Below are 26,130 nucleotides of genomic sequence, written 5' to 3'. Positions count from 1 at the left end.
CTAGTCCCCCGCCGAGTGGAGGCTGCCCAAAAGCTGGAACCGCGAATTGCCGGTACCGGTCACCGAGACGGATACCGTGACCGTGTCTGCTCCCCGAACAAACCTCGTTGCCACAGCGCCGTCGGACGCAGGTGCGTCTTCGGACCAAAAGCCATGCGGAACCAACTCGGCCCGGAAGGCGTCCAGGACAGCTTGCTGCGGTTTGCCCACGATCCCGTCCGCCGACAATTGCAGGACGTCACCCGAGGTGGAGATGCTGGTGGAACCGATGGTGGTGCCGGCAGGAAGGGACAGGATCTCGTTCGGCCACCCGTCCACCACCTTTCCGCTCGCCGCCCCGGCCGCCGGAAGGCTGCCCTTGAGGAGCGGCGCCGGCGACGATGGCTCAGGCAGGCCGGTGGGAGTGGCGGTCACCGGGGGAAGGACCTCAAGCGGCTTGGCGCTTGGCGAGGTGCCGCCGTCGGCGCCGCTGGCACCTTGGGAAGCGCCCGACGTCGGACTTCCGGAGGTTTGCTCGCCGGCGCTGGAGCCGCTGGGCTTGGCAGAAGCCGAAGCGCCCGCGCTTGGGGTCGGTCCCTGTGCCGTGTTGGCTGACGGCCGCACCGCCAACTGGTCCAGGACCAGGGCGATGACCGCGATCACAAGGGCCAGCCCGATGCCGGCAATCACCAACCGCCGGGCGTTCATGGCTTGCTCCCACTTGCCGCGCCACCCAGCAACTGGTGTGCCCTGGATTCGAGGCCGTCGTCAACGAAGTCGTAAATGAAGGATGCCAGCCAGATCACCACCGTTGCGGAGACCCAGCCGAAGAAGCTGTTGATGACAAACCCGTGGGAGAAGATGCCGGTCAGCAGCAGCACGGCCAATGTCGCCGCCAAACCCGCGAGGACGGTGGCGCCCTTGGTCATCAGCCAACCCGTCCCGCGATGGGGTGCCTGCCCGCGACGACGGAAGAGTCCCAGGATCAAGGGCTTCACCAGGATCGTGGCCGCCGTGAACACAATGACGGCCCAAAGAAACCCGGCCCCCAAACGGACCCCGGGTAAAACTGACGCCACCCACAAGGTGATGGCGTTGAAAACCAGTGCGATGGCGATTTTGACCGCCAAGCTTTTCATGGGGACAGTAAACCATTCACACCCCGAATCCGGAACAGTTTTTCCCCTGTGAACCTGCCTTTACCAGCGCCCGTTTCGAGGCCTCGGCTGGCACACCGGGCACGTGTAGGACGAGCGGTTCATGAACTGCTCCCGCTTGATGATGCCGGCCTCGCACCGGCGGCACATTTCGCCTTCGCGGCCATACGCGTTGAGGGACCGGGCAAAGTAGCCGGAGTCGCCGTTGACGTTGACGTACAGCGAATCGAAACTGGTTCCGCCGGCGTCGAGCGCAGCCTTCATGACATCCCGGGCAGCTTCAACCAGTCGCTCCGCGTCACCTCGCCGCAACTTGTCAGTGGGCCGGGCATAATGCATGCGCGCCCGCCAGAGGGCTTCATCGGCATAGATGTTGCCAATACCGGAAATCAGGGCCTGGTCCAGCAAGGCCCGCTTGATGCCCGTCTTCTTCGCTTTCACCTTGCGGTAGAAAGCGTCGAAGTCGAAGTGCGGATCCAGTGGGTCGCGGGCGATGTGCGAGGCTTCCTCGGCGATCTCCGGCAGCGGCGTTTCCCCGAGTCCACCGGGCCCGCCGTCGGATGTGGGGACGAGGCTCGTAACGAACAAGCCCCCAAAGATGCGCTGGTCAACAAAGCGCAATTGCTCAGGCATTCCATCCGACGCACTGAGTCGGATCCGGACCTTGAGGTGCTTTTCATCCGGTACATGGGGATCCTGCATCAACAGTTGTCCGCTCATGCCCAGGTGCGCCATGAGCGCAACTTTCGGAAGCGTGTGGTCTGCCCGGTCCATGGCCAGCGGCATCCACAGGAACTTGCCGCGGCGCACCACATCCAGGACGGTGGCATGTTCGAGGTTGCCGATAAAGTCTTCCGTGCCGAGCGCGTGCCGGCGGATGGAACGGGAATCCACGACGTCCACTCCGGTGATGGTGCGGCCCCGCACCCAACGGGCCAGGCCGCGGCGCACAACCTCTACCTCGGGAAGTTCCGGCATGGGTCAGGCAGTTGCCGGACCTGCGGGGGCCCGGCTACCGGCTTCCAGGTTGGGGGCATCCTGATCGGGCGTGTTCAGGGCGCGCCAGGCGTCAGCTGCGGCTTCCTGCTCGGCTTCCTTCTTGGAGTGGCCCGAGCCGCGACCGTAAGGGTTGCCGCCAATGATGAGGACGGCCTCGAAGGTACGGGCGTGGTCCGGCCCGGAGCCTTCCACGGCGTAGTGGATGGCGCCAAGCTGCCGGCTTGCCGTCAGCTCCTGGATGCTGGTCTTCCAGTCGGTACCAGCGCCGAGCGCCCCTGCGTCCTTGAGCAGCGGGCCCACGAGACGCATGACCAACTGCCGTGCCGTCTCCATGTCGTTGGAAAGATAGGTGGCGCCGATGAGGGCTTCCATGGTGTCCGCGAGGATGGACGCCTTGTTCTTGCCGTCGGTCAGTTTTTCGCCCTGTCCGAGGTAGATGAACTCCCCCACGCCCAAGGTCCGGCCAATACCGGCCAGCGCGCGCGTACTGACGACGGCGGAGCGCCTCTTGGCCAGTTCGCCTTCGGGGAGCTCGGGGTGCTCGCGGTACAAAGAATCCGTGACGGAGAATCCCAGGATGGAGTCGCCGAGGAACTCGAGGCGCTCGTTGGTGGGGATTCCACCGTTCTCGTACGCGTAGGAGCGATGTGTCAGAGCAAGACGAAGCGTCTCGGTGTCAATGAAGACACCGAGACGCTTCAGAAGCTCTTCAGTTGAAGACATCCTTTGTCAGCCTGTGCGGCAGATCAGGCGTCTGCGACCTTGCGGCCCTTGTATTCAAGGAACAGCGCGGTGCCGGCGGAGTCGGTGACGACCTTTGCCTGGTGCGGCAGGCTGTAGGTTACCTGACCGTTTTCGATGGTCTTGACCAGGGCGGGGGCAGTTGCCTTCCACTGGGCACGACGGGCGCGTGTGTTTGCGCGAGACATTTTCCGCTTGGGAACAGCCACGGCTATCTCATTTCTCTCATAGTCGAACAGTTACTAATCAGTTTGCCGGTCAGTCTTAGCCAGATCAGCTAGGGCAGCCCAGCGAGGGTCAACGACCTCGTGGTGGTGCCCCGGCTCGTCTTCCAGGCGCACTCCGCATTCGGAGCAAAGGCCCTGGCAGTCTTCCCGGCACACCGGCTGGAACGGCAGCATGGTGACTACTGCGTCCCGCAACACCGGCTCAAGATCGATCAGATCGTGCTCGACTCGACGTTGCTCTTCATCGTCTTCTTCATCAGAAAGCTCTACGCCTTCATAGAAGAAAAGCTCTTGCACATTGACCTCAAGGTCATACGCAAGGGGATCCAGGCATCGACCACATTCGCCGGTTACTCCAACGATCGCGGTTCCAGATACCAAAATTCCTTCGTGTACGGCCTCAAGCCGAAGATCCAGCTCGACATCCGAGCCTTTCTCCACGCCAATGAGTGCCACACCGAGATCACTCGGTGCAGGTACATGCTCCTTGAGCGTTCGCATGGTCCCGGGACTGCGTCCAAGATCCTTGACTACCAGCGCCAAGGGCGAACTTGCATCTCGCTTAATGAGAACTCCTGTAGAACATATGACCGACGTACCATCTTAGCCTGATCACGCTTGAGGACTCAAACCGGCGGCGCGCACGCCAAAGGGCGCGGGACTTCGGTGGGGAATCCTCCGGCAGGGGCTGCGAAGGCACGGATTACAGACTACCCGTTGCGCGGCTGTTCTGCTGAAGGCTCGCCCGCAAGGAGCCGCCTCAGCACGGACTTGGGAACGAAATCGGAGATGTCGCCACCGAGGGCGTTGATTTCCTTGATCAGCGTGGACGACAGGTGCACATAGTGGGCTTCGGCCGGGAGGAAAACGGTTTCGACGCCGGAAAGTTGCCGGTTCATGGTGGCCATGGGCAATTCGTAGTCGAAGTCCGATGACGAACGCAGGCCCTTCACGATGGCCGAGACGCCGCGGCGGCGGCAATACTCCGCCAAGAGTCCTTCACCCATAGGCTCCACGATGATTCCCCGCAACGAGGCGAGTGTCTCGCGGGCCATCTCCATCCGGTCCTCGAGGCTGAACCTGTACTTCTTGGCATAGTTGGTGGAAACAGCCACGATGACTTCGTCGAACAACCCGGCGGCGCGGGCGATCACTTCGAGATGGCCGTTGTGTATCGGGTCAAAGGATCCTGGGCATACCGCGCGTCTCATGAGTCGAACCTACCCCAAAGCTTCACCGGGATACCATGGCTGACATGTCACCGGCAGGAAGCAGCGCACCAGTCCATACCAGCACTCCATGGCAGAGGGCCGCGACGGGCGCCAACCTGCTCTCTGCCGAGGGGAATCTGGGTGTGACAATCTTCGAGGAAATGACCACCTTGGCCATGAAGACAGGCGCCATCAATCTGGGCCAAGGCTTCCCGGACGAGGATGGGCCGGCCGAGATGAAGGCCGCAGCCCAGGACGCCATCGCAGCGGGGGCCAACCAATATGCTCCCGGCAAGGGAATTCCGCAACTGCGCCAAGCCGTGGCGGAACACCAGCAGCGCTTCTACGGCCTCGCTCCGGACCCGGACACTGAGGTGGTCATCACCACCGGCGCCACCGAGGCCATCGCGGCCTCGCTGCTGGCGTTCGTCCAGCCCGGCGACGAGGTCCTGACCTTTGAGCCCTTCTACGACTCTTACGGCGCTATCATCGGCTTGAGCGGAGCCACCCACGTCACGGCTCCCCTGCTGGCGCCGGACTTCCTCCCGGACCTGGACGCCTTGGAAAAAGCGTTCAGCGACCGCACCAAGGTAGTGCTCCTTAACAACCCCCACAATCCCATGGGATCGGTCTTCCCCCGCGTTGTCCTGGCAAAGGTGGTGGAGCTTGCCGCGAAATACGACGCCATCATCGTGAGCGACGAAGTCTACGAACACCTCACGTTCGGCGTCGCACACATTCCGGTTGCTTCGCTGCCGGGCGCCGCGGAACGGACCATCACCATTTCCTCTGCCGGAAAGACGTTTTCCTTCACGGGATGGAAGATCGGCTGGCTCACCGGTCCCGCGGACCTGGTGGCTGCCACCCGTACGGTCAAGCAATTCCTGAGCTACAGCTCCGGAACACCGTTCCAGAGCGCGGTGGCAGTGGGGCTGGCCCTGTCAGACAGTTTCTACGCGGAGATCGCGCAGACGTTGCAACGTAAACGGGACATACTTGCCGAGGGACTCCGGGCCGCCGGCTTTGGGGTCCATATCCCGAACGGAACGTACTTCATCAACGTGGACACTGCACCCTTGGGAATCAGCGACTCCGTGGATCTGGCACGACGACTCCCGGATCTGGTGGGCGTCGCGGCCATTCCGGTTCCCGTTTTCTGCCATCCGGAAGGCGCGCACCGTACGCGGAGCCTCCTCCGTTTCGCATTTTGCAAGAAAACCGAAGTCCTCCAGGATGCGGCTTCACGACTCGCGACGCTGCGGGACCGGCTCTGAACCGCCCGGATCGCGGCCACGAAGCCTCGCGCTTCCTGCGTGCCGGCGGCGTCCACGCCACCATCGAGGCGGACACCCTTGTGCCGGGCAGCTACATCCTGAGTATCGGTGGCGCCGAGCAATCCCACGTAAACCTGGCCAACCCGTCGGACATCTTCTACGAGTACCTCCGAAGGATCGGCCACGTGGTGGATCTCGTGGCCCGGCCTGGAGCGCCCATCTCCGCCCTTCACCTTGGCGCGGGCGCCTTGACGCTTGCCCGCTACATCCAGGCCACCCGTCCGGGCTCCGGGCAGCATGCCGTGGAACTGGAACGCGAGTTGCTGGACTTCGTCCTCCACCAACTGCCGATGCCTGAAGGGACCCGGCTCGCGACGCATATCGCCGACGCGCGGGAAGCTTTGGGCGACTTGCCCGCGGAACTGCGGTTCGACGTCGTCATCCTGGATATCTTCTCCGGGCCCGAAGCTCCGGCCCATATCGCCCGCACGGAATTCTATGAAGAGGCCGCACAGCGCCTTCACCCGGACGGCGTGCTGATCGTGAACGTCGGCGACGAACCGGCGCTCACGCTGGTGCGCAGCCAAGTGAAAGCCATGCGGGAGGCCATGGGTGACGTTGCGGCCTTCGCCGAAAGGGGCATGTTCGATGGACGCTACCCGGGAAACATCATCCTGGTGGGCACGCAAACAAGCTGGCCCGCGGACTGGACCCACGAACTCCTGGCCCGCGGACCCCACCCGGCATCGGTGCTCACCGGAGTGGAGCTGGACAGGATCTCAGGCTAAGCCGGCTCGGCAAACCACAGCGTGGTCTCGCCGTATTTCTTGTCGGCGAAGCATTCAAGGGCGTCGGGCCATGTTGGTTCCGCGCTCCTGGATGACCGCTCCACCACAACCACGGCTCCTTGGTCCAAGTGGGGTGCAAGCTTGGCGAGCACAGCGTTCAAGGCCGGTTCTTCCAACGGATACGGCGGGTCCAGGAACACCAGGTCCCAGAACACGTCATCGCCGGCGCGTTCCAGGAAGGACTCCACCTTGGAGCGGTGGACGGACACTGTCTTGGCGCCAAGGACCTGGTTGACCATGTCCGCATTGCGCTGGCAGACATCGCTGGCCCTGCCATCGAATTCCACCAACTCGACGCTGCGCGCACCGCGGCTGGCGCCTTCGATTCCCAGTGATCCCGAGCCGGCGTAAAGGTCCAAAACCCGGGCATCGTCAATAACGGCCAACGACTCCAGCCGCGAGAAGAGGGCTTCCTTGACCCGGTCCGTTGTGGGCCTGGTTGCCGTACCCGGCACGCTGGAGAGCGGATTTCCTCCGGCGACGCCTGCAATGATCCGGCTCATGCCGCGACTCCGGTGTCCAGCTGGATGCTAACCGCGTTCAAGGAACGCCTCCTTTTCGGGGTTCAAGTACTCGTCGATGGCTGCGGCCAGCGCCGGTTGGCGGTACAGGGACGGGTCCCCGGAAACCAACGCCTGCGCGTCTGCACGGGCACGCGCAATGAGGTCCTCGTGTTCCAGGACGCGCAACAGTTTGAGCGTGGAGCGGCCACCTGACTGCGAAGCGCCCAGGATGTCCCCCTCGCGGCGCAGCTTCAGGTCTTCCTGGGACAACTCGAAGCCATCGGTGGTGGCGGCCACGGCATCCAGGCGGCGCCGGCTCGGGTGCCCGGGTTCCAAGGTGGTGACCAGGAGGCACGTTCCGGGCAACCCACCACGGCCAACGCGTCCGCGCAGCTGGTGAAGCTGCGAGATGCCGAAGCGATCGGCGTCGAGGATCACCATCAGTGTGGCGTTGTGGACATCGACGCCCACCTCGATCACGGTGGTGGAGACCAGCACTTTGGTCTCATTGGCGGCGAAGGACGCCATGGTCTCCGATTTCAACTGCGGATCCTGCCGCCCATGCAGCGGCGCCAGCGGCACTCCCGCCAGCGACGGCTCCTCCAGGAGGCTCTCGACGACGGCTGTCACCGAGGCGAGTTCGCGCGCCGGGCCCTCGCTGGACAGTTCAGCGTCCGTGGGTTCCTTTTCGCCGGGACTGAAGTCACCGTCGTCGTCCGAACCGATCTTCGGGCAGACCACGTAGACCTGGTGGCCGGCTTCGACTTCTTCCCGGGAGCGCTTCCAAATCCGGTCCACCCATCCGGGATTTTCCGCCAGGCCCACAACATGCGTGGAAATTGGAGCGCGGCCTGCGGGCAATTCGTCCAGGATGGACGTCTCAAGATCACCGAACACAGTCATGGCCACAGTACGGGGAATGGGCGTGGCCGTCATGACCAACAAGTGGGGTGGCCGCAGCGCTTTGGCCCGCAGGGCATCACGCTGTTCCACGCCGAAACGGTGCTGTTCATCCACGACGATCAAGCCGAGGTCCTGGAAGCTCGTCTTGTCACTCAGGAGGGCATGTGTTCCGATGACGATCCCTGCGTTGCCGGAGGCGGCGTCGAGCATCGCCTGTTTCCGTGCCGCGGTGGGCATGGAACCTGTAAGGAGCGTGACTTGTACCCCGTGCTGCCCGGACTCCCCTCCCAGCATCCCGGCGCCGCCGAACAGTGGATCGCGCGCCAGTGTCCCCAGGGTCCGTCGGATGGAATCAAAGTGCTGGGCGGCCAGCACCTCCGTGGGAGCCAACAGCGCTGCCTGGCCTCCAGCGTCCACTACCTGCAGCATAGCCCTGAGGGCCACGATGGTTTTCCCGGAGCCCACTTCGCCTTGCAGGAGCCGGTTCATGGGTGTGTCGCGGGCGAGCTCTTCGGAGAGCGTCTTGCCAACTGCCGACTGCCCGGCGGTCAGGGTGAAGGGCAGGTTCCGGTCGAACTCCGTGAGCAGCCCCCCGGCAACCGGACGGCGCGCTGTGGCCTGCTCGGCGGCCAATTGTGCCCGGCGCCGTGCCAGGGCCGTTTGCAGGACCAGCGCTTCCTGGTACCGGAAACGGCCCTGCGCCCGCTGCCAGTCCTTGGCGGTCTCCGGAGAGTGGATCAACCGGTAGGCGTCTGCGACACTCAGCAGGCCATCCCTGTCCACCACGGATTCGGGGAGCGGATCGGCCAAAGCATCGAGGTCAAGGGTCTCCAGCAATGCTTTGATGACCTTATGGATGGACCAACTGGTGAGCTTGGCTGTGGCCGGGTAGACCGGGATGGGCATGGCTGCCAGTTTCTCGGGATCAATGGAGTCCTCGGCGTCGGGGTCCTCGTCCAGCAGGAGGAAATCCGGATTGGTCAGGCCCAAGGAGCCGGCATACCGGGTGACCTTTCCCGAGAACATGGCCCGGCGGCCCTGCAGAAGCTCGGCTTTGGCCCGGAAACCGTTGAAGAAACTGACTTTCAGGGTACCGGAAGCGTGGCTGCCGGCTTGGTCCGTCACCACGACGTCGGTGATGGAACCACGGCGGGCACGCATCTGCCGGGTGCTGTTTGAGACAACCCGGGCAATCAGGGTGACTTCCTCATCCAGCGGGAGGTTGCTGATGGGAGTCAGTTCCCCACGGTTGAGGTACCTTCGCGGAAAGTAGTTCAGCAAGGCACCGGTGGTCCGCAGTCCCAGGTGTTTTTCAATGACCGCTGCAGAACGCTTTCCGATCCTGCGCTCGAGCGGCAGTTCCACTTCAGTCGTCATGCCCGCCCATTGCGTCGCGGGGCAGTGCCAGTTGGCTGACGGCAATGTCCGTGGGCTCTCCCAACGAACGGATCAGGGCGACGGCAGGCTCAGGATCGGGAACATGCACATGGACCCGCCACCGGTAGCTGGCCTCCACCGGGGAATCGTCGTCATCGTCGTCGTTTCGGGAGGCCCCACCCACCTGGCTCATGATCACGGAGTCGCCCATTTCGTCCAGGCGTTGGCGCAGGACGGCCGCGTTGAGTGGCGAGAGTTCAATGGTGCACATGACTTCCACGCCGTCGTCGGCCGGCATGTGTTCGTGGATGTGCGGGTCCTGCAGCTTATACCCGTGCAATCCGTCCAGGAGTTCGTCCTGCAACTCTTCCCCGAGCACGGCCGAGCGCAGGCAGTCGAGCACCAGGAGCATTCCAACGCCACCGGCATCCACCACGCGGGCCTCATGAAGCGGCGCAAGCTCATCTTCGGTGCGCACCACAGCCTGGAAGGCGGCTTCCACCGTGGCGTCCAGGGCCAGGCCCAGCGCGTGGTTGCTGTCGTCGCCGTTCTGCGTGGCATCGGCGGCCTGGGCAGCATGGGCGGCGGCCTCCAGCACGGAAAGCATGGTGCCGGAAACCGGCTCGCTCAACGCCGACCAAGCACGGATCTGGGCGCGGTTCAGTGCCGTGGCAAGAAGCGGGGCGCTCAACCTGGACTTGCCTGCCAGAGGCTCAGCCGCTGCACACAGGAAGACGGCAAAGAGCGTTCCCGAGTTGCCGCGGGCCTGTTCCATCGCAGCCTGCCCGGCACGGGCCAGCGCGGCTCCAACGTCGTTGCCGGTCTCCGCGCTCTCCGTCGCGTTTCCGCCCAGCGCGGCCACCGCTGCCCGGACCGTGAGGTACAGGTTGGTTCCGGTATCGCCGTCGGCTACAGGGAAAATATTGATCGCATTCAGGCGGTCGCTGTGGTTGCCAAGTACCACTTCCGCTTTGCTGAGCCAACGCTTCATGGCGTGCGCATTCGCTGCGATCTTAGTCTGCAAAGTGATCCCATCCCACGGTGTCAGCAGCTTGTCCGGCAATGCGGACGCCGTCGCCTTGTGACCCGGCAACCGCCTGGACTGAGCCTATCGCAGTGAAGCCGCCAGGTAACTGAATATCAGCTGGGAACGTGGCCAGCAATCCGTGGTCCTCGCCGCCGCCTACCACCCACGGCATGGGATCCTGGCCCAACAAGGCGGCAACAGGCTCCAAGGGAGCTGCGTAACCCTTCAAGGCCACGGGATCGAAGTCGAGGACCGCTTTGCTCGCAGCGGCGAGCCGACCGGCGTCGCGCATCAGGCCGTCCGAAATGTCCATCATGGCCGTGGCACCGGAACGGGCAGCCAGCGGTCCCGCGGCCAAGGGCGGAACCGGCCGGCACTGGCTGTCTGCAAGGGACCGCTGCTCCGGGGTCCATTCCGCGACGGGAACGTGGCTCTCAAGCAGCGCGAGCCCGGCGGCTGCCCGTCCCAAGGTACCGGCCACGGCCACGACGTCCCCGGCTTGGGCCCCCGAGCGCAGGACGGGTGCCAGCCCGCCCAGCGAACCCACGACGGCGACAGTCACCGCGATCTCCCGGCCGCGGCCAAGATCACCGCCGGAGACGGAGCAATCCGGAGCTCCGAGGGCCAGGATCGCGGCGGTGAGCCCGTCGGCAAAATCCTCAACCCAGGCCACCGGGGTGGCAGGCGGCATGGTGAGGCTGACCACCAGCGACGTGGCTTGGCCACCCATGGCGTTGATGTCGCTCAGGTTCTGCGCCGCCGCCTTCCAGCCGACGTCGAAGCCCGTGGTCCGGTAGCCGCTGTTCCACTCGAGGCGGAAATCCTGGTCCTGGGTCTGGGTGTCGATGGAGATCAGGGTACGGCCATCCGGAGCGGCCACCATGGCGGCGTCGTCGCCGGGGCCGAGGAGGATGCTGGCGCTTTTGTTCAAACGCGGAAAAATCCGGGCGAGGAGCTCGGATTCGCTCAGATGGGCGACTGTCAATGGTTCTGCTGGCAACTGTTCTGCGGGCACGCTCCTACGCTATCGCGGGCAACCGACAGAATAATGCGGGATAGGCTGGACTGATGCACCGAAAGACCCTACGCCGGACGGCCATGGCCATCGCCATGTCCGGAACTGCCGTTCTTGCCTTGTCTGCCTGCTCACCCGCCGTCGATGTCACGCCCGCCACTGACGCCGCGAATCCCGCGTGCGCACCCATGATGGTGGCACTTCCGGACAAGATTGGTGATGCCCAGTTGCGCAAGACCAACAGCCAGGCAACGGCGGCATGGGGCGACCCTTCGCAAGTCATCCTGAGGTGCGGCGTCAACGTGCCGGGACCCACGACGGACCGCTGCGTGAGTGTCAACGATATCGACTGGGTCATCAAAGAGGGGGATCCGTACTACACGCTGACCACGTACGGCCGGGAGCCGGCCACCGAGATCCTCATGGATCCGGACAAAATCAGCTCGGCAACCGTGCTGGCCGACCTCGCCAACGCCGCAGGCAAGATCAAGGCCACGCGCCAGTGCGTAGGTCAGGAAGACCTGCAGAACCTGCCGTCCACCAAGTGACCCGACTGAGTCGCAGTTAAGCGCGTTTTCAGCGGTCATAACGCGCTTAACTGCGACTCAGTTGGGTTAGCGCAGGCCGGTCTTGCGCGTCAGGGCGAGGTGGATCAGTTCGTCGATCAAATCACCGTAGGCCAGGCCTGACGCGGCCCACATCTGCGGGTACATGCTCTTGGGCGTAAACCCGGGCATGGTGTTGATTTCGTTGATGACCAACTCGCCCGATGGCGTGTAGAAGAAGTCCACGCGGCTCAGTCCTTCGGCTCCGACGGCGTCGAAAGCGACGGCGGCAAGCTCGCGGACCCGTGCGATGGCTTCCTCGGGAATGTCGGCCGGGCAGCTCAGGGCCGCGGCTCCATCTTCGACGTACTTGGCGGCGAAGTCATAGAACTGGTGCTCGCCGGCGGCAACGGCGATCTCGCCAGGCATGGAGGTCCGGGGAGCATCCGTGCCGCGACCCTGCAACACGGCACATTCAATCTCCCGGCCCACAATGCCGGCCTCGATGACCAGCTTGAGGTCATGGCGCCTAGCCTCTTCGATTGCTGCGTCCAGGCCCTCCAGGGAATCAACCTTGGAGATACCCATGGACGATCCTGCACGGGCGGGCTTGACGAAGACCGGGAAGCCGAGCTTGTCCACCCGTTTCCGTACGGCCTCGGCATCAGTGAGCCACTCACGGTCCGTGACCGCGACGTATGGTCCAACGGTGAGCCCGGCGGCTTCAAAAACCACCTTCATGAAGTGCTTGTCCATGCCCACGGCAGACGCCAGGACTCCGGCGCCAACATAGCGGGTGTCCGAAAGTTCCAGGAGCCCCTGGATGGTCCCGTCCTCACCCCACGGTCCGTGCAGGAGCGGGAACACAACGTCCACTGAACCGAGCTCCTGCGGAACGGCGTTGGGTTCGGTCACGATGAGCTGGTGCTCTCCGCCGATTTCAGCCAGCGTGACGGTCTTATCCGACGCAGCGACCTCCGGCAGGGCCGTGGAACTCAAAGACCACTGGCTGGTGTCGCCTGATGCGAGAACCCATTGCCCTGACTTGGCAATGCCGATGGGCACTACCTCGTACTTGTTTTGGTCGATTGCTCCCATGACGCCGGCGGCGGTTACGCAGCTGACCGCGTGTTCGCTGGACCGGCCGCCAAAGAGGATGGCGACGCGGGGCCGCCGGCCGGTCGCGGGAGTGGTTTCTTCAGTGGCCATCAGTAGTCGCCTTCGGACTTCAGTGCCCTGGCCAGCAGTCGCGGGCCCAGGTCATCAACGGACATCTTGCCTTCAAGGACCGCAACCACAGCTGCGGTGATGGGCATTTCAACATTCAACTTGCCGGCCAATTCATGCACTGCGGGACCGGACTTGATGCCCTCAGCGGTCTGGGTCATCTGCTGTGAGACCTGTTCCAGGGTCAGTCCTTCGCCCAGGAGCCGCCCCGCTGTGTGGTTCCTTGACAAGGCCGAAGAACAGGTGGCCACGAGGTCGCCGAGGCCGGCGAGGCCAGCCATGGTGTGTGCCTCGCCGCCGAGTGCGAGGGCCAGCCGGGAGGTCTCCGCCAGGCCACGCGTGATAACGGAGGCCTTGGTGTTGTCACCCATCTGCTTGCCCTCGCAAATGCCCACTGCCAACGCGATCACGTTCTTGACGATTCCGCCAATCTCCACTCCAACAACGTCGGTGCTGGTGTAGGGCCGGAAGTAGGGGGCAGTGCAGCACAGGGCAATGGCTGCTGCGGTCTCGGCGTCGCTGCACGCAACCACGGAAGCCGTTGGCTGTTCCCGGGCGATTTCCATGGCCAGATTGGGACCTGACACCACGGCCACGCGGGAAGCAGGGATCCCCAACTCCTGGGCAATCACCTCGCTCATGCGGGCATCGCTGCCGAGTTCCAGGCCCTTCATAAGCGAGACCACAATGGCGTTGGGTTCCAGGAGGCGTTTCCACTCCCCCAGTTGGGGCCGGAGGGACTGGGCCGGGACAGCCAGGACAACCAGGCCCGCCCCCTGAAGGACCTCAGCCACATCAGTGGAAGCGGTGACGCCGTGCGGAAGCTCGATGTCTTTCAGGTACTGCCCGTTGCGATGCGATGCGTTGATTTCCGCGACAACTTCCGCGCGGCGGCCCCACACCTGGACACTGCGTGTGGCACCTGTGGCGGCCGCCGCGTCCGCGAGGATCTTTGCGAAGGTGGTGCCCCATGAGCCTGCGCCCAGGACAGCTACCTTGTCCGGAGCGGGGATGGCAGGTTCAGGAAGGGTCATTTGCCGCCCTCGGATTCCGCGGGCCTGTCCTTGCCGGGCTCTGCTCCGCGTTCAACGAACCGTCCGTGCTTTGCCTGCTGGTGCACAGCCGGATCCCAACGCCGGGCAGGTGGTTCTTCACCTCGGAGCGTCGCCAGGAGCTCCGTCACGGCATCCATGATGACCTCGGTTGCTTCGGTCAGCGTGGTCCGGTCCATGGGCCGGTCCGCGAAGGCACTCAAGTCAACGGGCTCACCGATCAGGACCCGCACTGTTTTGCGGGGAAAGATGTGGAAGCGCTTGGCGTACCGCGGAAAGACTTCGTGGGCGCCCCAGTGGGCCATCGGCACCACCGGAGCGCCTGTTTGCAAGGCCAGGCGTGCTGCCCCGGTGTGGCCCTTCATGGGCCATAGGTCCGGGTCCCTTGTAAGGGTGCCTTCCGGATAGATGATGATGGCGCCACCAGCGTCCACCACCTCCTTGGCGACCTGCAGTGAACGGTTGGCACCCGCCGTCGAGCGTTCCACGGGGATCTGGTTGGTGGCCTTAAGCAGGGCACCCAGCACAGGCGCCTTGAAAAGTCCCGACTTCGCCAGGAAGTGCGGCGGCCGTTTCTGGTTGTAGAGCATGTGGCCGATCACGATGGGGTCGATCTCGGTGCAATGGTTAGGGGCCGCGATGAAGCCGCCCGCTGGAAGCTTCTCCGTGCCCTCCCACTTCTTGGCCATCAGGAAATTCATCAATGGACGCGCGATGCTTGCCAGCAACACGAACGTGGCACGGCTCTTGGCCGATTCCTTCAAAGGGGTCCCCTGCTACTTGGTGGTGGTGATGTCGAAATCGGCGCCAAGGCCGGCGAGCTTTTCGGTGAAGCGCTCGTAGCCGCGGTTGATGATGTCAATGCCGGTTACCCGGGAGGTTCCCGTGGCTGCCAAAGCGGCAATGAGGTGGCTGAAGCCGCCGCGGAGGTCCGGAATGTCGATCTCGGTGCCGCGCAGCGGGGTGGGCCCGGAAATCACGGCAGAGTGCAGGAAGTTCCGTTGGCCGAACCGGCAGGGAACGCTGCCCAGGCACTCGCGGTGCACCTGGATGTTGGCGCCCATGCGGGCCAGGGCGTCGGTGAACCCAAAGCGGTTCTCGTAGACGGTCTCGTGCACGATCGACACGCCTTCGGCCTGCGTCAGCGCCACCACGAGGGGCTGCTGCCAATCGGTCATGAAGCCGGGGTGGACGTCGGTTTCCAACACCAACGGCGTCAGTTTCCCGCCCGGGTGGTAGAAACGGATGCCGTCGTCGCCGATGTCCATTCCGCCGCCCACCTTGCGGTACGTGTTCAGGAACGTCATCATGTCCCGCTGGGAAGCGCCTTCAACGAAGATGTCGCCGCGGGTGACCAAAGCCGCCGAAGCCCAGGAGGCAGACTCGTTGCGGTCCGCGAGTGCCCGGTGGTTATAGCCGCGCAGGTCCTTGACGCCTTCGATCCGGATGGTGCGGTCCGTCTGGACGCTGATGATGGCGCCCATTTTCTGCAGGACAGCAATGAGGTCGATGACTTCAGGCTCGGTGGCAGCGCCGGAGAGCTCGGTGATGCCTTCGGCGCGGGTTGCACTGAGCAGCACCTGCTCGGTGGCGCCAACGGAGGGGTACGGGAGGGAAATCTTTGCACCGTGCAGGCCGTGCGGGGCGGAAATGTGGATGCCACCCGGCCGCTTCTCGACGACGGCGCCGAACTGGCGCAACACGTTCAGGTGGTAATCGATGGGCCGGTCGCCAATCTTGCAACCGCCAAGGTCGGGAATGAACGCCTCGCCAATCGCATGGATCAGCGGCCCGCACAGCAGGATGGGGATCCGGGAGTCCCCGGCGTGTGCATCGATGGCCGTGCTGGACGCGGTCTTGGCATCCTTCGGGTCCAGGGTCAGGTCGCCAGTGGCGGCGTCCTTGGCCACGGTTACGCCGTGGAGCTGCAGGAGGCTGGTGACGACCTCGACGTCCTTGATCTCCGGCACGTTCCGCAGCACGGACGGTTCGCTGCCCAGCAGCGCCGCAACCATGGCCTTGGGTACAAGGTTCTTGGCCCCGCGCACGGTCACTCGTCCAGTCAAAGGGACCCCACCGCGGATTGTCAGAACACTACTCATCTATACCGGTTTCCTCACGACTACTCGCCCCCCATACTTTCAAAGGCTCCAGCTAAGCATAGAAGCTCGCGTTACCGAACCGAAATGCAGCGGCCGCGCGGCGGGGATATCCCCGGCTTTGCGGACGCCAACGAAAAAAGACCGGAAGACCCTTCGGAAAGGGCCATCCGGTCTTCTTTTGGGGTGTGCCACACCCCATGCGCTTGCTGCGGAGCGTCAGCTTTTCGCAGGAAGCGTCGTCGGCTTGAACGATGGCCGGGTGGCCTCGTAAGCAGTGATGTCTTCCTCGTGCTGCAGGGTCAGCCCAATGTCGTCGAGGCCTTCCAGCAGGCGCCAGCGCGTGTAGTCGTCGATCTCGAACGGCGCTACGACGTTGCCGCACTCCACGGTCTTGGACACCAGGTCCACCTTGACTTCGGCGCCGGGGTTGTTTTCCAGGACCTTCCAGATGAGTTCAATATCATCCTGGGCGACTTCAGCCGCGAGGAGGCCCTGCTTGCCTGAGTTGCCGCGGAAAATATCGGCGAAACGCGATGAAAGCACGGCCTTGAAACCGTAATCCTTCAGGGCCCATACGGCGTGCTCGCGGGATGAGCCGGTGCCAAAGTCAGGACCCGCAACCAGCACGGATCCCGCGTTGAAAGGCTCCTGGTTGAGGATGAAGGACTCGTCCTTGCGCCATGCGGCGAACAAGGCGTCCTCGAAGCCGGTGCGGGTGATGCGCTTGAGGTACACAGCGGGAATGATCTGGTCCGTGTCCACGTTGCTCTGGCGCAGCGGGACGCCGATGCCGGTGTGGGTGGTGAATTTTTCCATGGGATCCTCCTAGACTGCGATTCCGGTCAGCGTGCCGGCCGATGCGGACTCAAGGTCCGACGGCGAGCTCAGCGTGCCGCGTACGGCGGTGGCGGCTGCGACCACCGGGGAAACCAGGTGCGTGCGGCCACCCTTGCCCTGCCGGCCCTCGAAGTTGCGGTTGGACGTCGAGGCACAACGCTCCCCGGGCTCCAGCTGGTCCGGGTTCATGCCCAGGCACATGGAGCAACCGGCAAAGCGCCATTCCGCTCCGAACTCCTTGAAGACCTTGTCCAGGCCCTCGGCTTCGGCCTCGAGACGGACCCGGGCCGAACCGGGAACCACCAGCATGCGGACCTTCGGATCCTTCTCGCGGCCACGGATGATGTCCGCTGCGGCGCGCAGGTCCTCGATCCGGGAGTTCGTGCAGGAGCCCAGGAACACCGTATCCACCCGGATGTCCTTCATGGGGGTTCCCGCTTCCAGGCCCATGTAGGTCAGGGCGCGTTCCGCGGCAAGCTTGGCGTTCTCGTCGCCGAAGTCCTCCGGAGAGGGCACCTTGGCTGAGAGGGACACGCCTTGGCCCGGATTGGTTCCCCAGGTCACGAAAGGTTCCAGCGTGTTGGCATCCAGGTCCACCTCGACGTCGAACGTGGCGTCCTCATCGGTGTGGAGCGTGTTCCAGTATTCGACGGCGGCATCCCAGTCCGCGCCTTCGGGCGCATGGGGGCGGCCCTGCATGTAGTCGTAGGTGGTCTGGTCCGGAGCGACCATGCCGGCGCGGGCGCCTGCTTCGATGGACATGTTGCAGATGGTCATGCGGGCATCCATCGACAACGCGCGGATGGCGGAACCACGGTACTCCAGCACATAGCCCTGGCCACCGCCGGTACCGATCTTCGCAATCACAGCCAGGATGATGTCCTTGGCAGTCACTCCGGGGCGCAGCGTGCCTTCGACGTTGATGGCCATAGTCTTGAAAGGCTTCAAGGACAGCGTCTGGGTGGCCATGACGTGCTCAACCTCGGACGTGCCGATGCCCATGGCCAGCGCGCCAAAAGCACCGTGCGTCGACGTGTGCGAGTCACCGCAGACCACGGTCATCCCAGGCTGGGTCAGCCCGAGCTGCGGACCAACGACGTGCACAATGCCTTGTTCCTTGTCGCCGAGCGAGTGCAGGCGGACGCCGAACTCCTTGCAGTTGGCGCGGAGGGTCTCGATCTGCGTGCGGCTGGTGAGGTCCGCAATGGGCTTGTCGATGTCCAGCGTGGGAGTGTTGTGGTCCTCGGTGGCGATGGTGAGGTCCACGCGGCGCAGCTTGCGGCCCGCCAGGCGCAGGCCTTCGAACGCCTGCGGGGACGTCACCTCGTGGACCAGGTGCAGGTCGATGAAAAGAAGATCGGGCTGGGCATTGGCTCCTTCGCCTTCACCCTTGCGCACAACATGCGCGTCCCAGACTTTCTCGGCCAGTGTCTTTCCCACGGCCTGCTCCCTTCACTGTTGGTTGTTCTGCATCCACTGAACCAGCACGGCTGCCAAATAGACCAGTGAAACAACTTGCATCTCAGATATTGAGACGGCAATATCATTACATGGACAATTCTAGTGGAGTCGGTGTCATTGATAAAGCGGCCCAGGTACTGGACGCGCTCGAGGCAGGGCCCACGACGCTCGCACAACTTGTAGCCGCCACGGGCCTGGCCCGGCCGACGGTCCACCGGCTCGCCCTGGCCTTGGTCCACCACCGGCTGGTGAGCCGGGACATCCAAGGGCGCTTCGTCCTTGGCAGCCGCCTCGTGGAGCTCGCGTCCGCCGCCGGCGAAGACCGTCTCATTGCCTCGGCAGGACCCGTGCTCATACAGTTGCGCGATGCCACCGGCGAGAGTGCCCAGATCTTCCGCCGCCAAGGTGACTGGCGTGTCTGTGTCGCTTCGGCCGAACGCCCCATCGGCCTTCGCGACACGATCCCGGTAGGAACCCAATTGTCCATGAAGGCCGGTTCCGCCGCCCAAGTGCTGCTCGCCTGGGAGGACCACGACCGCCTTCTGGAAGGTCTGCAGAACGCGCGGTTTACGCCCACCGTCCTGGCAGGCGTACGACGCCGGGGCTGGGGTCAGAGCCTCGGCGAACGCGAGCCCGGGGTCGCCTCGGTTTCGGCTCCGGTCCGCGGTCCGTCCGGCCGCGTCATCGCCGCGGTCTCGATCTCGGGACCGATTGAGCGCCTCACCCGCCAGCCTGGCCGACTCCACGCCGAAGTGGTCTGCAACGCAGCGCGGGTGCTCACCGAAGCGCTGCGCAAGAGCAACGACTGACCGGCGGAGGGTTTCCGTGGAGAATTACGCTGTGTTCCTGCGTGGCATCAACGTGGGTGGCATCAACATCAAGATGGCCGACCTCAAGAAGGCACTCTCGGACTACCCGTTCTCCCAGGTCAAGACACTGTTGGCCAGCGGAAATGTCGTCCTGCAAAGCGAACTCAGCGCCGCGAAAGTGAAGTCGGAGTTCGAAAAGTGCTTGCGCTCGTCCTTTGGGTACGACGCCTGGGTGGTGGTGTTGACCGCCGACCGGGTGGCCGCTTTGGTGGAGGCCTGCCCCTACCCGGCCGACGACAAGACGACGCACAGCTACATCACTCTGGCCTCGGACAGGGCCATGCTGGATGAGCTCTTCGAAGCGGGCGAGGCCTTGGACGCCGGGGAACAGACCCGGCTGGGACCCGAAGCCCTGGCGTGGCTTGCGCCAGCGGGCGGAACCCTGGACAGCCCCTTCAGTAAATTGACTGCAAAGGCGCGCTACAAGGCGAGCACCACCACCCGCAACCTGCGCACTTTGGTCAAAGTCAGGGACGCTGCCGCCGCCCTCTGAACCGGCGTCCTCCCCGGGGCTCAGTGGCCCCGTGCTGCCTTCAGCGCGGCATTGAAGGCCTTGAGGCGTGCGATTTCCACTTCCACGGGATCCACGATGTGCTCCCCCGCCACCTTCGCAACTGCCGCCTTCAACCGCCGGGCCGCTCCCCTGGCACGAATGCGGGCGGCCCAACCACCCAGCAACCGGCCGGCGAGGGCCAGCACCACACCCAGCAGGGCTCCCCCGGCAACCATCAACGTGGGCCAAGGCCAGCCCTCCGTTTTCGGAACCTCAGGTACGGGCAGTTGGAAGTATCCAAGGGCGGCGAGGACGCCCAGCCAGCCCAGCCCACCGACGGCCAGCACAAAGGCGAGCCACTGAACTACGTTGAAGACAGCCCACCAGATGGGGCGCCTGGACGTCCTCAGGTCGGTACCGGCAACGGCTTGGTCCAAGGCATCGGGTAGTTGGTCCCGTCCTTCGCGTGCCACGCCACGGATGGCGGCGCGCCACGGACCAGGAGCGCCTTCTGAAGCATCATCAGCGAAGGTCCGCACAGCCGTGTCAGTCCTGGCACGCTCGGGAGCCCCCGCCGGCGGCAGCGAGGTCCTGTTCAGTTCGGGTCTGGTGTCAGTGCGGCCGAGGTTGAGGCGGCGGAGGGGATCGGGCCGGAACCGGAGCAGCCAGCGCGTCACTGGCCAACCCGTCCGGCGAGCGGCCTCCCTCTTGAACGACCGCGCCACGGCATCCACCACCACCGGAACATTGGCGGCGGTGGCCAGTTCCGACGCCAGCTGCGCCTTCGAGCTGCCCGTGGCGCCCCGCGCCTCGCCGGCGCCCGAGGCTTCCGCCAGGCCCGCTGCCGCCTTGGCAACGTCAGCCGCCAAGCGCTGGGTTGCTGCCTCCCGCTGGACCACGACGCTCCTGATGGCCCCGCGGACGGCCGCTACGCCGTCGCCCGTCAACGCCGAAGCGCCCAGGACCGGGACGTTCCCCAGCCCATCCGCGTCCAGGATCCCTTCGAGCGACTGTTGGACGGCCTGGGCATCAGCATGATTGAGCTTGTCCAGCTGGTTCAAGACCACCAGGGTCACCGCGCCGTGGGAGGCCATGGGGCGTAGGAAATCGTTGTGTACGGCGGCGTCGGCATACTTTTGGGGGTCCAGGACCCACACCAGCACGTCCACCATGCCCACCAGGTGTTGGACCAGTTGCCGGTTCTCCAGCTTGGTTGAATCGAAATCCGGAAGGTCCAGCAGGATAAGCCCTGTTTCCTGGCCTGCAAGTCCCGCAACGTCCGGAAGGACATGGCGCTCCTGCACGCCGAGCCAGTCAAGGAGGGCGCCGCTGCCGTCTTCACCCCAAATGCCGGCCAGGGGTGCCGACGTGGTGGGCCTGCGCGCTGCCGCGGTGGCAAGGCTGCTGGCTGACACCGCGTTGAACAAGGACGACTTGCCGCTGCCCGTGGCCCCGAAGAAGCCCACCACGGTGTGCCCCGCGGATAACGAGCGCCGGGAAGTCGCCCTGTCCAGCACCTCATACACGGAGTGCAGGGCTGGCTCAGGCAGGACACCTTGGGCAAGTTCCCGGGCCGTATTGAGGGATTCGAGCCGCTGTTGCAGTTTGGAAGACTCCCGCACCTGGCTGTGGCGGCTCATGCAGCACCCGCTAACCGGCGCAGTTCTTTCGCATGGTGGAGGAGCCTGGCACCATCGCCAGGAGGGGTAGCGTCCAAGCGTTCCAGGAACCGGGCGTGCTCACCGTCCAGGAGCCGCTGGCATTGCGCCTGCAGGTCCTCCCTCGCCTGCTGGGCCAGCCGGCGTACGGCGCCCTCGCCAAAGACAGCTTCGAGGAGCCGTTGACCCACCACAGCAGTGCCCCCGGCAATGCCGATCTCCAAGCCGCTGAGTCCTGCCGTCATGGAGAACACCACCACCATGAGGGCCGCACCCAGCCCGTTCACGCCGAAGGAGAGCCACCTTGCCTGCGTGCGTTTGCCTTGGCCTTGCGTGCGGATGAGTTCCATGAGCCCTTCCTGCCATTGGCGGATTGCCGCCGCCGCTTGGGCGTCGAATCCCGGCGTGGTTCCCGAGAGATCGTCGGTGCCCAGCAACTGGCGGCCGGCAGGGTCCGAGCGCCACCTCCGGTCCACGGCTTCTGCCGCGTTGGCGGCCTCGTCCAGGATGACCGCTTGCAATCCTGTTTCGATTGCCGTTTCCACCTTTATTGCCGGAGCGGGTTCACCCCGAAAATAGGCACCGACGCGGTCCCGCAGCCGCCCGATGTTCTGTTCAACGGCACGGAAGAATTCCCCTGTCCCCACAAAGTCCTGCCACCGGGCCAGAACTTCACCGCGCAGCAATGCGCCGTCCTTGGTGGCTTCCAGGATTCGCTGGAGGGCCTGGGCATACCCGTCATTGGCCGCGGCACGGAGTTCGTTGGCGGCAGAGCCTTGGGCCGTGGCCGCGGCGGCTATCTCCTCGATCCGTCCGGAGACCGCCTTGAGTGCGCCGCTGAGCGTCCGGCGCGCGAGGCCACTGCGTTCGGCAGCATTCCCGGCGAGGGTCTCCAACCACTGGCGCAGCTCCTCGATGGCCCCGGAAGGCAGCATCCCCAGGTCATCCAAAACCGTCTCATGGACCACGAACAATTGCGCTGCACCGAGCCCTTGCCGGGCAAGCATGGCCTGCAGGTCATCGCGGACCTCGGCCTCGGCAGCCGGCGGCACCCGGTCCAAGACGACAGCCACGGTAATGTCCCGCGCCGCGGCATCCAGGAGCAGGCGCCAAGGGACGGCGTCGGCATACCTGTTGGCAGTGGTGACGAAGATCCACAGGTCGGCGGCCGCCAGAAGCTGACCTGCCAGCCTGCGGTTCTGGTCCGAGATCGAGTCGACGTCAGGGGCGTCGAGGAGCGCTACACCGGGAGGGACATGTTCGTGGGCTACAAGCACCAAAGACGCGATGGCTGCCGCATCCGGCGTGGGTCCGGCCTGGTTGGCGGGAAGGGGCGTGCCGGCAACAGTCCCCCGGATGCGGGCCAGGCCGGGCAGGATCCGGGTGCCCTCGAACCACGCGGAATCGGTGGGATTGTGCAAGAGGATGGGCTGGCGGGTGGTGGGCCTGATCGCTCCTGCCCGCGTCACGGGATAACCCACCAAGGCGTTCACGAGCGTTGATTTACCGGCACCTGTCGATCCGCCGACGACGGCGAGAAGCGGGGCGTCGAGACTTTGGTAGCGGGGAATAATGTAGTCGTCCAACTGGGCCAGGACTTCCCGGATCCAGCGGCGGTGGACCTCCGTGTCCGGCAGGGCCAGGGGCAAGGCAGTGCCTGCAAGATCGTCCCGGGCCGCTTCGAGGGCGGCTACAGCGGGTTCCGGCGATTGTCGGGAAGAAGGGCCTGTCCCCGGTTCTGAAGGTTCCTGATCTGCGGTCACTGCTTCATCATGCCAGTCAACTGGCTGCCAACCGTGGCGCCCGGAGTGCATTGTGGAAAAAAGAAATCCCCCGGAGCAGCGCTCCGGGGGATTTGCTTGTGACCCCAGCGGGATTCGAACCCGCGTTACCGCCGTGAGAGGGCGGCGTACTAGGCCGCTATACGATGGGGCCTTGTACTTTTTTATCGCCGTTTCCGGCGATCAAGCTGAATGAGTATTTCATACTTTCAGCCTGTTTCCAAATCAATGAATCAATTCGGATTCTCCGTGAATTTCAGTATTTTCATACCGAATTCCAGAGCTGGGATACCAGGACTCGAACCTAGAATGACGGTACCAGAAACCGTAGTGTTGCCAATTACACCATATCCCAAAGTGACTTTCGGACCGGAGTTCCTCACCGCGGTTTTCCCTTGGTTTTTCCCTCCGCGCCCCTCAGCACGAGTAATTACTCTACCCGAGACTTTTGACCTGCACAAATCGGGAGAGCGTTAGCTGCGTCACAGAACTTCAGGCCCGTGCAGGCGCCTGGACAAGGAGCCGGGACAACGAGTCAACCTGGCGTCCGGCGAAGTCTTCCACCACTTCACCGGTCCGGTTGAGCCATACGCCAACCAGGCCGGCCGCGCTGGCTCCATCCGCATCCAGAAGCCTGTTGTCGCCTACGTACAGGGTCTCCGCGGGGGTGGTTCCCAGGAGGCGGACGCCCTCGAGATAGATGGCGGGATCCGGTTTGGGCACGCCCACGGTATCGGTTCCAACCAGAATCTTGATCCGGGAAAGTCCGGCGCCGTCAAGCTTGGCCCGCTGGTAGTCGTGCACGTTGTTGCTCACCGCACCGTAGGGAACTCCGGCGTCGTCCAAGGCATCCAGGACTCCGGCGACGTCCTCGAAAGCCCGGACGTAGGCCGTCTGCCTCTGGTGATACTCGGCCACCCAGGCCTGGGAATCGGCGCCCTCGGCAAGTTCCACGCCGAAGTGGCCGAGCGCCGCCCTGCCGCGCAGCAGGCGCTGCTCGTTGAAGGTGAGTTCCCCGGCCAGGTACCGGTCGTAGAAATGAGTGGTTTCGTGCGTGAAGATGCGTCCGAACTTCACCCACCCGGCCTGGTCCAGGCCGGGCAGGAGATGTTCGCTGACATCCCGCAGCGCAGTGGTCATGGCGTACTCAAGGTCCACCAGGGTGTCGTCGATATCGAAAAGCACACCGCGGATGGTGCCAAAGGAACTTGCGATCGCCATGCCCCGATCCTTTCTAGCCGAGGAAAGCGCGGACACGGGCAAGGGAGGAATCCTTGCCCAGGATGACCATCGACTCGAAAAGTGGCGGCGAAATCCGGCGGCCGGAGATTGCCGTGCGGACAGGGCCGAAGGCGGCCCGTGGTTTGATGCCAAGGTCCTCCACCAACGCCTGCTTGAGCGCTGACTGGATGTTCTCGGCGGTCCACTCCCCGATCGGCTCAAGCGCAGCGAGGGCAGCATCGAGGACTTCCTCAAGATTGGCCGGGAGTCCCTTGCGTGCGTCATCGGCAACGTCGATTGAATCGTCGGCCTTGAACAGGAAGGCCAGCATCTCCGGAGCCTCCCCCAGCAACGCGATGCGCTCCTGGACCAGCGGAGCTGCCTCCCGCAGGATCTCCTCCTGGCGCGGCGTGAGGATCTCGCCTACGAAACCGGCGGCACGCAGGTAGGGAACAAGCCTTTCCTCGAACACCTCGGGAGAGAGCATGCGGACGTGGGTACCATTGATCGCTTCCGCCTTCTTCAGGTCGAACCGTGCCGGGTTGCCCAGGACGTCGTGGATGTCGAAGTTGGCCACCAGCTGCTCCACGGTGAAGATGTCCTCGTCGGCGCTGAGCGACCAGCCCAACAGGGACAGGTAGTTCAGCAAGCCCTCGGGGATGAAGCCGCGTTCCCGGTGAAGGAACAGGCTTGACTCGGGGTCGCGCTTGGAAAGCTTCTTGTTGCCTTGGCCCATGACGTAGGGCAAGTGGCCGAACTCCGGCATGTACTCGGCCACACCAATGGCGTAGAGCGCACGGTACAGCGCGATCTGGCGCGGCGTGGAGCTCAGGAGGTCCTCACCGCGAAGCACGTGCGTGATTCCCATAAGTGCGTCGTCCACCGGGTTCACCAATGTGTACAGGGGCGCACCGTTGGCACGCACCACCGCGAAGTCGGGAACCGAGCCCGCCTTGAACGTGATGTCGCCGCGCACCAGGTCCGTGAACGTGATGTCTTCATCCGGCATCCGCAGGCGAAGGACTGCCTCACGGCCCTCTGCCTTGAACTGGGCGAGCTGTTCCTCGGTCAGGTGGCGGTCAAAGCCGTCATAGCCGAGCTTGGGGTCGCGGCCTGCTGCCTTGTGGCGGGCTTCGATCTCGTCCGGCGTGGAGTAGGACTCGTAAACGTGTCCCCCGGCCTTGAGCTTGGCGATGACGTCCTGGTAGATGTCCCCGCGCTGCGACTGCCTGTAAGGCTCATGCGGCCCGCCCACCTCGATGCCTTCGTCCCAGTTGATGCCGAGCCACTTGAGCGCGTCCAGCAACTGGTGGTAGCTCTCCTCGCTGTCCCGGGCAGAGTCCGTGTCCTCGATACGGAAGATCAACTTGCCACCGGTGTGGCGGGCATAGGCCCAGTTGAAGAGAGCCGTACGGATCAGGCCCACGTGGGGTGTGCCCGTGGGTGACGGGCAGAACCGGACCCGGACCGGGGTCTCGGCGTTAACGGCAGGGATGGCGCTGGAGGCAGCGTTCGACGCAGAAGCAGTAGTCATAGTGCTTCAACTTTACCGCTTGGCGTCTCTCCGTTTTCCCGCCGGAAGGGCCCGACGGCGGCACCCGCGAGAGTACCGCCGTCGGACTT

General features: G+C 64.3%; 25 protein-coding genes, 2 tRNA genes and 1 pseudogene. 5 read left to right on the top strand and 23 right to left on the bottom strand.

Annotated features, from left to right (window positions below):
• From ACFVSJ_RS09125 to coaD, 7 genes are all read right to left on the bottom strand, one after another.
• On the bottom strand, nt 1–687 hold the full coding sequence (locus ACFVSJ_RS09125) for a hypothetical protein (protein WP_387436086.1): 687 nt from the start codon (nt 685–687) through the stop codon (nt 1–3).
• Nucleotides 684–1,118: a resistance to Congo red protein gene (locus ACFVSJ_RS09120; protein ID WP_387436084.1), complete on the bottom strand. Its 435-nt coding sequence runs from the start codon at nt 1,116–1,118 to the stop codon at nt 684–686. Before ACFVSJ_RS09120 ends, ACFVSJ_RS09125 begins: the two co-directional genes overlap by 4 nt.
• 60 nt (nt 1,119–1,178) lie before the next feature.
• Entirely contained in the window at nt 1,179–2,114 is a 936-nt protein-coding gene (gene mutM / locus ACFVSJ_RS09115) for a bifunctional DNA-formamidopyrimidine glycosylase/DNA-(apurinic or apyrimidinic site) lyase (RefSeq protein WP_387436082.1), read from the bottom strand.
• A gap of 3 nt (nt 2,115–2,117) precedes the next feature.
• A complete protein-coding gene (rnc, locus tag ACFVSJ_RS09110) occupies nt 2,118–2,858 on the bottom strand; it encodes a ribonuclease III (RefSeq protein ID WP_387436080.1) in 741 nt (246 codons plus the stop codon).
• 23 nt (nt 2,859–2,881) lie between these two features.
• Nucleotides 2,882–3,085 carry a 50S ribosomal protein L32 gene (rpmF, locus tag ACFVSJ_RS09105; RefSeq protein WP_347107729.1) on the bottom strand — a complete coding sequence of 68 codons (204 nt, stop codon included), beginning with the start codon at nt 3,083–3,085 and terminating at the stop codon, nt 2,882–2,884.
• Nucleotides 3,086–3,118: 33 nt separating this feature from the next.
• Nucleotides 3,119–3,646 (bottom strand): YceD family protein, encoded by a 528-nt coding sequence (locus ACFVSJ_RS09100; RefSeq protein ID WP_387436078.1) that lies wholly within the window; start codon nt 3,644–3,646, stop codon nt 3,119–3,121.
• Between the two features lie 167 nt (nt 3,647–3,813).
• Nucleotides 3,814–4,314, bottom strand: a complete 501-nt coding sequence (gene coaD / locus ACFVSJ_RS09095) for a pantetheine-phosphate adenylyltransferase (protein WP_387436076.1) — start codon at nt 4,312–4,314, stop codon at nt 3,814–3,816.
• Nucleotides 4,315–4,349: 35 nt separating this feature from the next.
• Between coaD and ACFVSJ_RS09090 the strand changes: the two genes are divergently transcribed.
• Entirely contained in the window at nt 4,350–5,588 is a 1,239-nt protein-coding gene (locus ACFVSJ_RS09090) for an aminotransferase class I/II-fold pyridoxal phosphate-dependent enzyme (RefSeq protein ID WP_387436074.1), read from the top strand.
• The gene (locus ACFVSJ_RS09085) at nt 5,585–6,376 is read left to right on the top strand and encodes a spermidine synthase (RefSeq protein WP_387436177.1); all 792 of its coding nucleotides are present in this window, start codon (nt 5,585–5,587) and stop codon (nt 6,374–6,376) included. Before ACFVSJ_RS09090 ends, ACFVSJ_RS09085 begins: the two co-directional genes overlap by 4 nt.
• Here the strand turns inward: ACFVSJ_RS09085 and rsmD are convergent.
• The 4 genes and pseudogenes from rsmD to thiL all read right to left on the bottom strand — a co-directional run.
• Nucleotides 6,373–6,942, bottom strand: a pseudogene (gene rsmD, locus ACFVSJ_RS09080) (16S rRNA (guanine(966)-N(2))-methyltransferase RsmD); the annotation flags it as partial. The gene ACFVSJ_RS09085 and the pseudogene rsmD overlap by 4 nt on opposite strands.
• Before the next feature lie 24 nt (nt 6,943–6,966).
• Nucleotides 6,967–9,219 carry an ATP-dependent DNA helicase RecG gene (locus tag ACFVSJ_RS09075; RefSeq protein WP_387436072.1) on the bottom strand — a complete coding sequence of 751 codons (2,253 nt, stop codon included), beginning with the start codon at nt 9,217–9,219 and terminating at the stop codon, nt 6,967–6,969.
• Nucleotides 9,209–10,210 (bottom strand): DAK2 domain-containing protein, encoded by a 1,002-nt coding sequence (locus ACFVSJ_RS09070; protein ID WP_387436174.1) that lies wholly within the window; start codon nt 10,208–10,210, stop codon nt 9,209–9,211. Before ACFVSJ_RS09070 ends, ACFVSJ_RS09075 begins: the two co-directional genes overlap by 11 nt.
• A gap of 22 nt (nt 10,211–10,232) precedes the next feature.
• Nucleotides 10,233–11,261: a thiamine-phosphate kinase gene (gene thiL / locus ACFVSJ_RS09065; protein ID WP_387436070.1), complete on the bottom strand. Its 1,029-nt coding sequence runs from the start codon at nt 11,259–11,261 to the stop codon at nt 10,233–10,235.
• A 53-nt stretch (nt 11,262–11,314) separates the two neighbouring features.
• On the opposite strand from thiL, the gene ACFVSJ_RS09060 reads away from it, so the two are divergent.
• Nucleotides 11,315–11,809: a DUF3515 domain-containing protein gene (locus ACFVSJ_RS09060; RefSeq protein WP_387436068.1), complete on the top strand. Its 495-nt coding sequence runs from the start codon at nt 11,315–11,317 to the stop codon at nt 11,807–11,809.
• A 66-nt stretch (nt 11,810–11,875) separates the two neighbouring features.
• Here ACFVSJ_RS09060 and ACFVSJ_RS09055 read toward each other — a convergent pair whose 3' ends face one another.
• From ACFVSJ_RS09055 to leuC, 6 genes are all read right to left on the bottom strand, one after another.
• Nucleotides 11,876–13,015 (bottom strand): D-alanine--D-alanine ligase family protein, encoded by a 1,140-nt coding sequence (locus ACFVSJ_RS09055; RefSeq protein ID WP_387436065.1) that lies wholly within the window; start codon nt 13,013–13,015, stop codon nt 11,876–11,878.
• Nucleotides 13,015–14,067 (bottom strand): NAD(P)H-dependent glycerol-3-phosphate dehydrogenase, encoded by a 1,053-nt coding sequence (locus ACFVSJ_RS09050; RefSeq protein WP_387436063.1) that lies wholly within the window; start codon nt 14,065–14,067, stop codon nt 13,015–13,017. Before ACFVSJ_RS09050 ends, ACFVSJ_RS09055 begins: the two co-directional genes overlap by 1 nt.
• Nucleotides 14,064–14,849, bottom strand: a complete 786-nt coding sequence (locus ACFVSJ_RS09045) for a lysophospholipid acyltransferase family protein (RefSeq protein ID WP_387436061.1) — start codon at nt 14,847–14,849, stop codon at nt 14,064–14,066. The genes ACFVSJ_RS09050 and ACFVSJ_RS09045 overlap by 4 nt, the downstream gene beginning before the upstream one ends.
• Nucleotides 14,850–14,861: 12 nt before the next feature.
• The gene (gene murA / locus ACFVSJ_RS09040) at nt 14,862–16,187 is read right to left on the bottom strand and encodes a UDP-N-acetylglucosamine 1-carboxyvinyltransferase (RefSeq protein WP_387436059.1); all 1,326 of its coding nucleotides are present in this window, start codon (nt 16,185–16,187) and stop codon (nt 14,862–14,864) included.
• A 216-nt stretch (nt 16,188–16,403) separates the two neighbouring features.
• Complete coding sequence (gene leuD / locus ACFVSJ_RS09035) at nt 16,404–17,003, bottom strand: 3-isopropylmalate dehydratase small subunit (protein ID WP_387436057.1); 600 nt, start codon at nt 17,001–17,003, stop codon at nt 16,404–16,406.
• A gap of 9 nt (nt 17,004–17,012) precedes the next feature.
• Nucleotides 17,013–18,464 carry a 3-isopropylmalate dehydratase large subunit gene (leuC, locus tag ACFVSJ_RS09030; RefSeq protein WP_387436055.1) on the bottom strand — a complete coding sequence of 484 codons (1,452 nt, stop codon included), beginning with the start codon at nt 18,462–18,464 and terminating at the stop codon, nt 17,013–17,015.
• A gap of 110 nt (nt 18,465–18,574) precedes the next feature.
• Between leuC and ACFVSJ_RS09025 the strand changes: the two genes are divergently transcribed.
• Both ACFVSJ_RS09025 and ACFVSJ_RS09020 read left to right on the top strand, forming a co-directional pair.
• The gene (locus ACFVSJ_RS09025) at nt 18,575–19,294 is read left to right on the top strand and encodes an IclR family transcriptional regulator (protein ID WP_243541036.1); all 720 of its coding nucleotides are present in this window, start codon (nt 18,575–18,577) and stop codon (nt 19,292–19,294) included.
• Nucleotides 19,295–19,310: 16 nt separating this feature from the next.
• A complete protein-coding gene (locus tag ACFVSJ_RS09020) occupies nt 19,311–19,847 on the top strand; it encodes a DUF1697 domain-containing protein (protein WP_387436052.1) in 537 nt (178 codons plus the stop codon).
• A 20-nt stretch (nt 19,848–19,867) separates the two neighbouring features.
• Here ACFVSJ_RS09020 and ACFVSJ_RS09015 read toward each other — a convergent pair whose 3' ends face one another.
• The 6 genes from ACFVSJ_RS09015 to gltX form a co-directional block, all read right to left on the bottom strand.
• A complete protein-coding gene (locus tag ACFVSJ_RS09015; protein WP_387436050.1) occupies nt 19,868–21,487 on the bottom strand; it encodes a GTPase in 1,620 nt (539 codons plus the stop codon).
• Nucleotides 21,484–23,268: a dynamin family protein gene (locus ACFVSJ_RS09010; RefSeq protein WP_387436048.1), complete on the bottom strand. Its 1,785-nt coding sequence runs from the start codon at nt 23,266–23,268 to the stop codon at nt 21,484–21,486. The genes ACFVSJ_RS09015 and ACFVSJ_RS09010 overlap by 4 nt, the downstream gene beginning before the upstream one ends.
• 99 nt (nt 23,269–23,367) lie before the next feature.
• Nucleotides 23,368–23,440 (bottom strand) — tRNA-Glu (locus tag ACFVSJ_RS09005).
• A gap of 129 nt (nt 23,441–23,569) precedes the next feature.
• Nucleotides 23,570–23,641: transfer RNA gene (locus ACFVSJ_RS09000), tRNA-Gln, on the bottom strand.
• Between the two features lie 137 nt (nt 23,642–23,778).
• Nucleotides 23,779–24,507 (bottom strand): HAD family hydrolase, encoded by a 729-nt coding sequence (locus ACFVSJ_RS08995; RefSeq protein WP_387436045.1) that lies wholly within the window; start codon nt 24,505–24,507, stop codon nt 23,779–23,781.
• Between the two features lie 13 nt (nt 24,508–24,520).
• On the bottom strand, nt 24,521–26,041 hold the full coding sequence (gltX, locus tag ACFVSJ_RS08990; RefSeq protein ID WP_387436043.1) for a glutamate--tRNA ligase: 1,521 nt from the start codon (nt 26,039–26,041) through the stop codon (nt 24,521–24,523).
• Between the last annotated feature and the right edge of the window lie 89 nt (nt 26,042–26,130).

The organism is Paenarthrobacter sp. NPDC058040 (genome assembly GCF_042885775.1).
GTDB lineage: Bacteria > Actinomycetota > Actinomycetes > Actinomycetales > Micrococcaceae > Arthrobacter.
The sequence above is the reverse complement of the archived record's forward strand: the minus strand, read 5'-3'. Positions and strand labels throughout refer to the sequence as shown.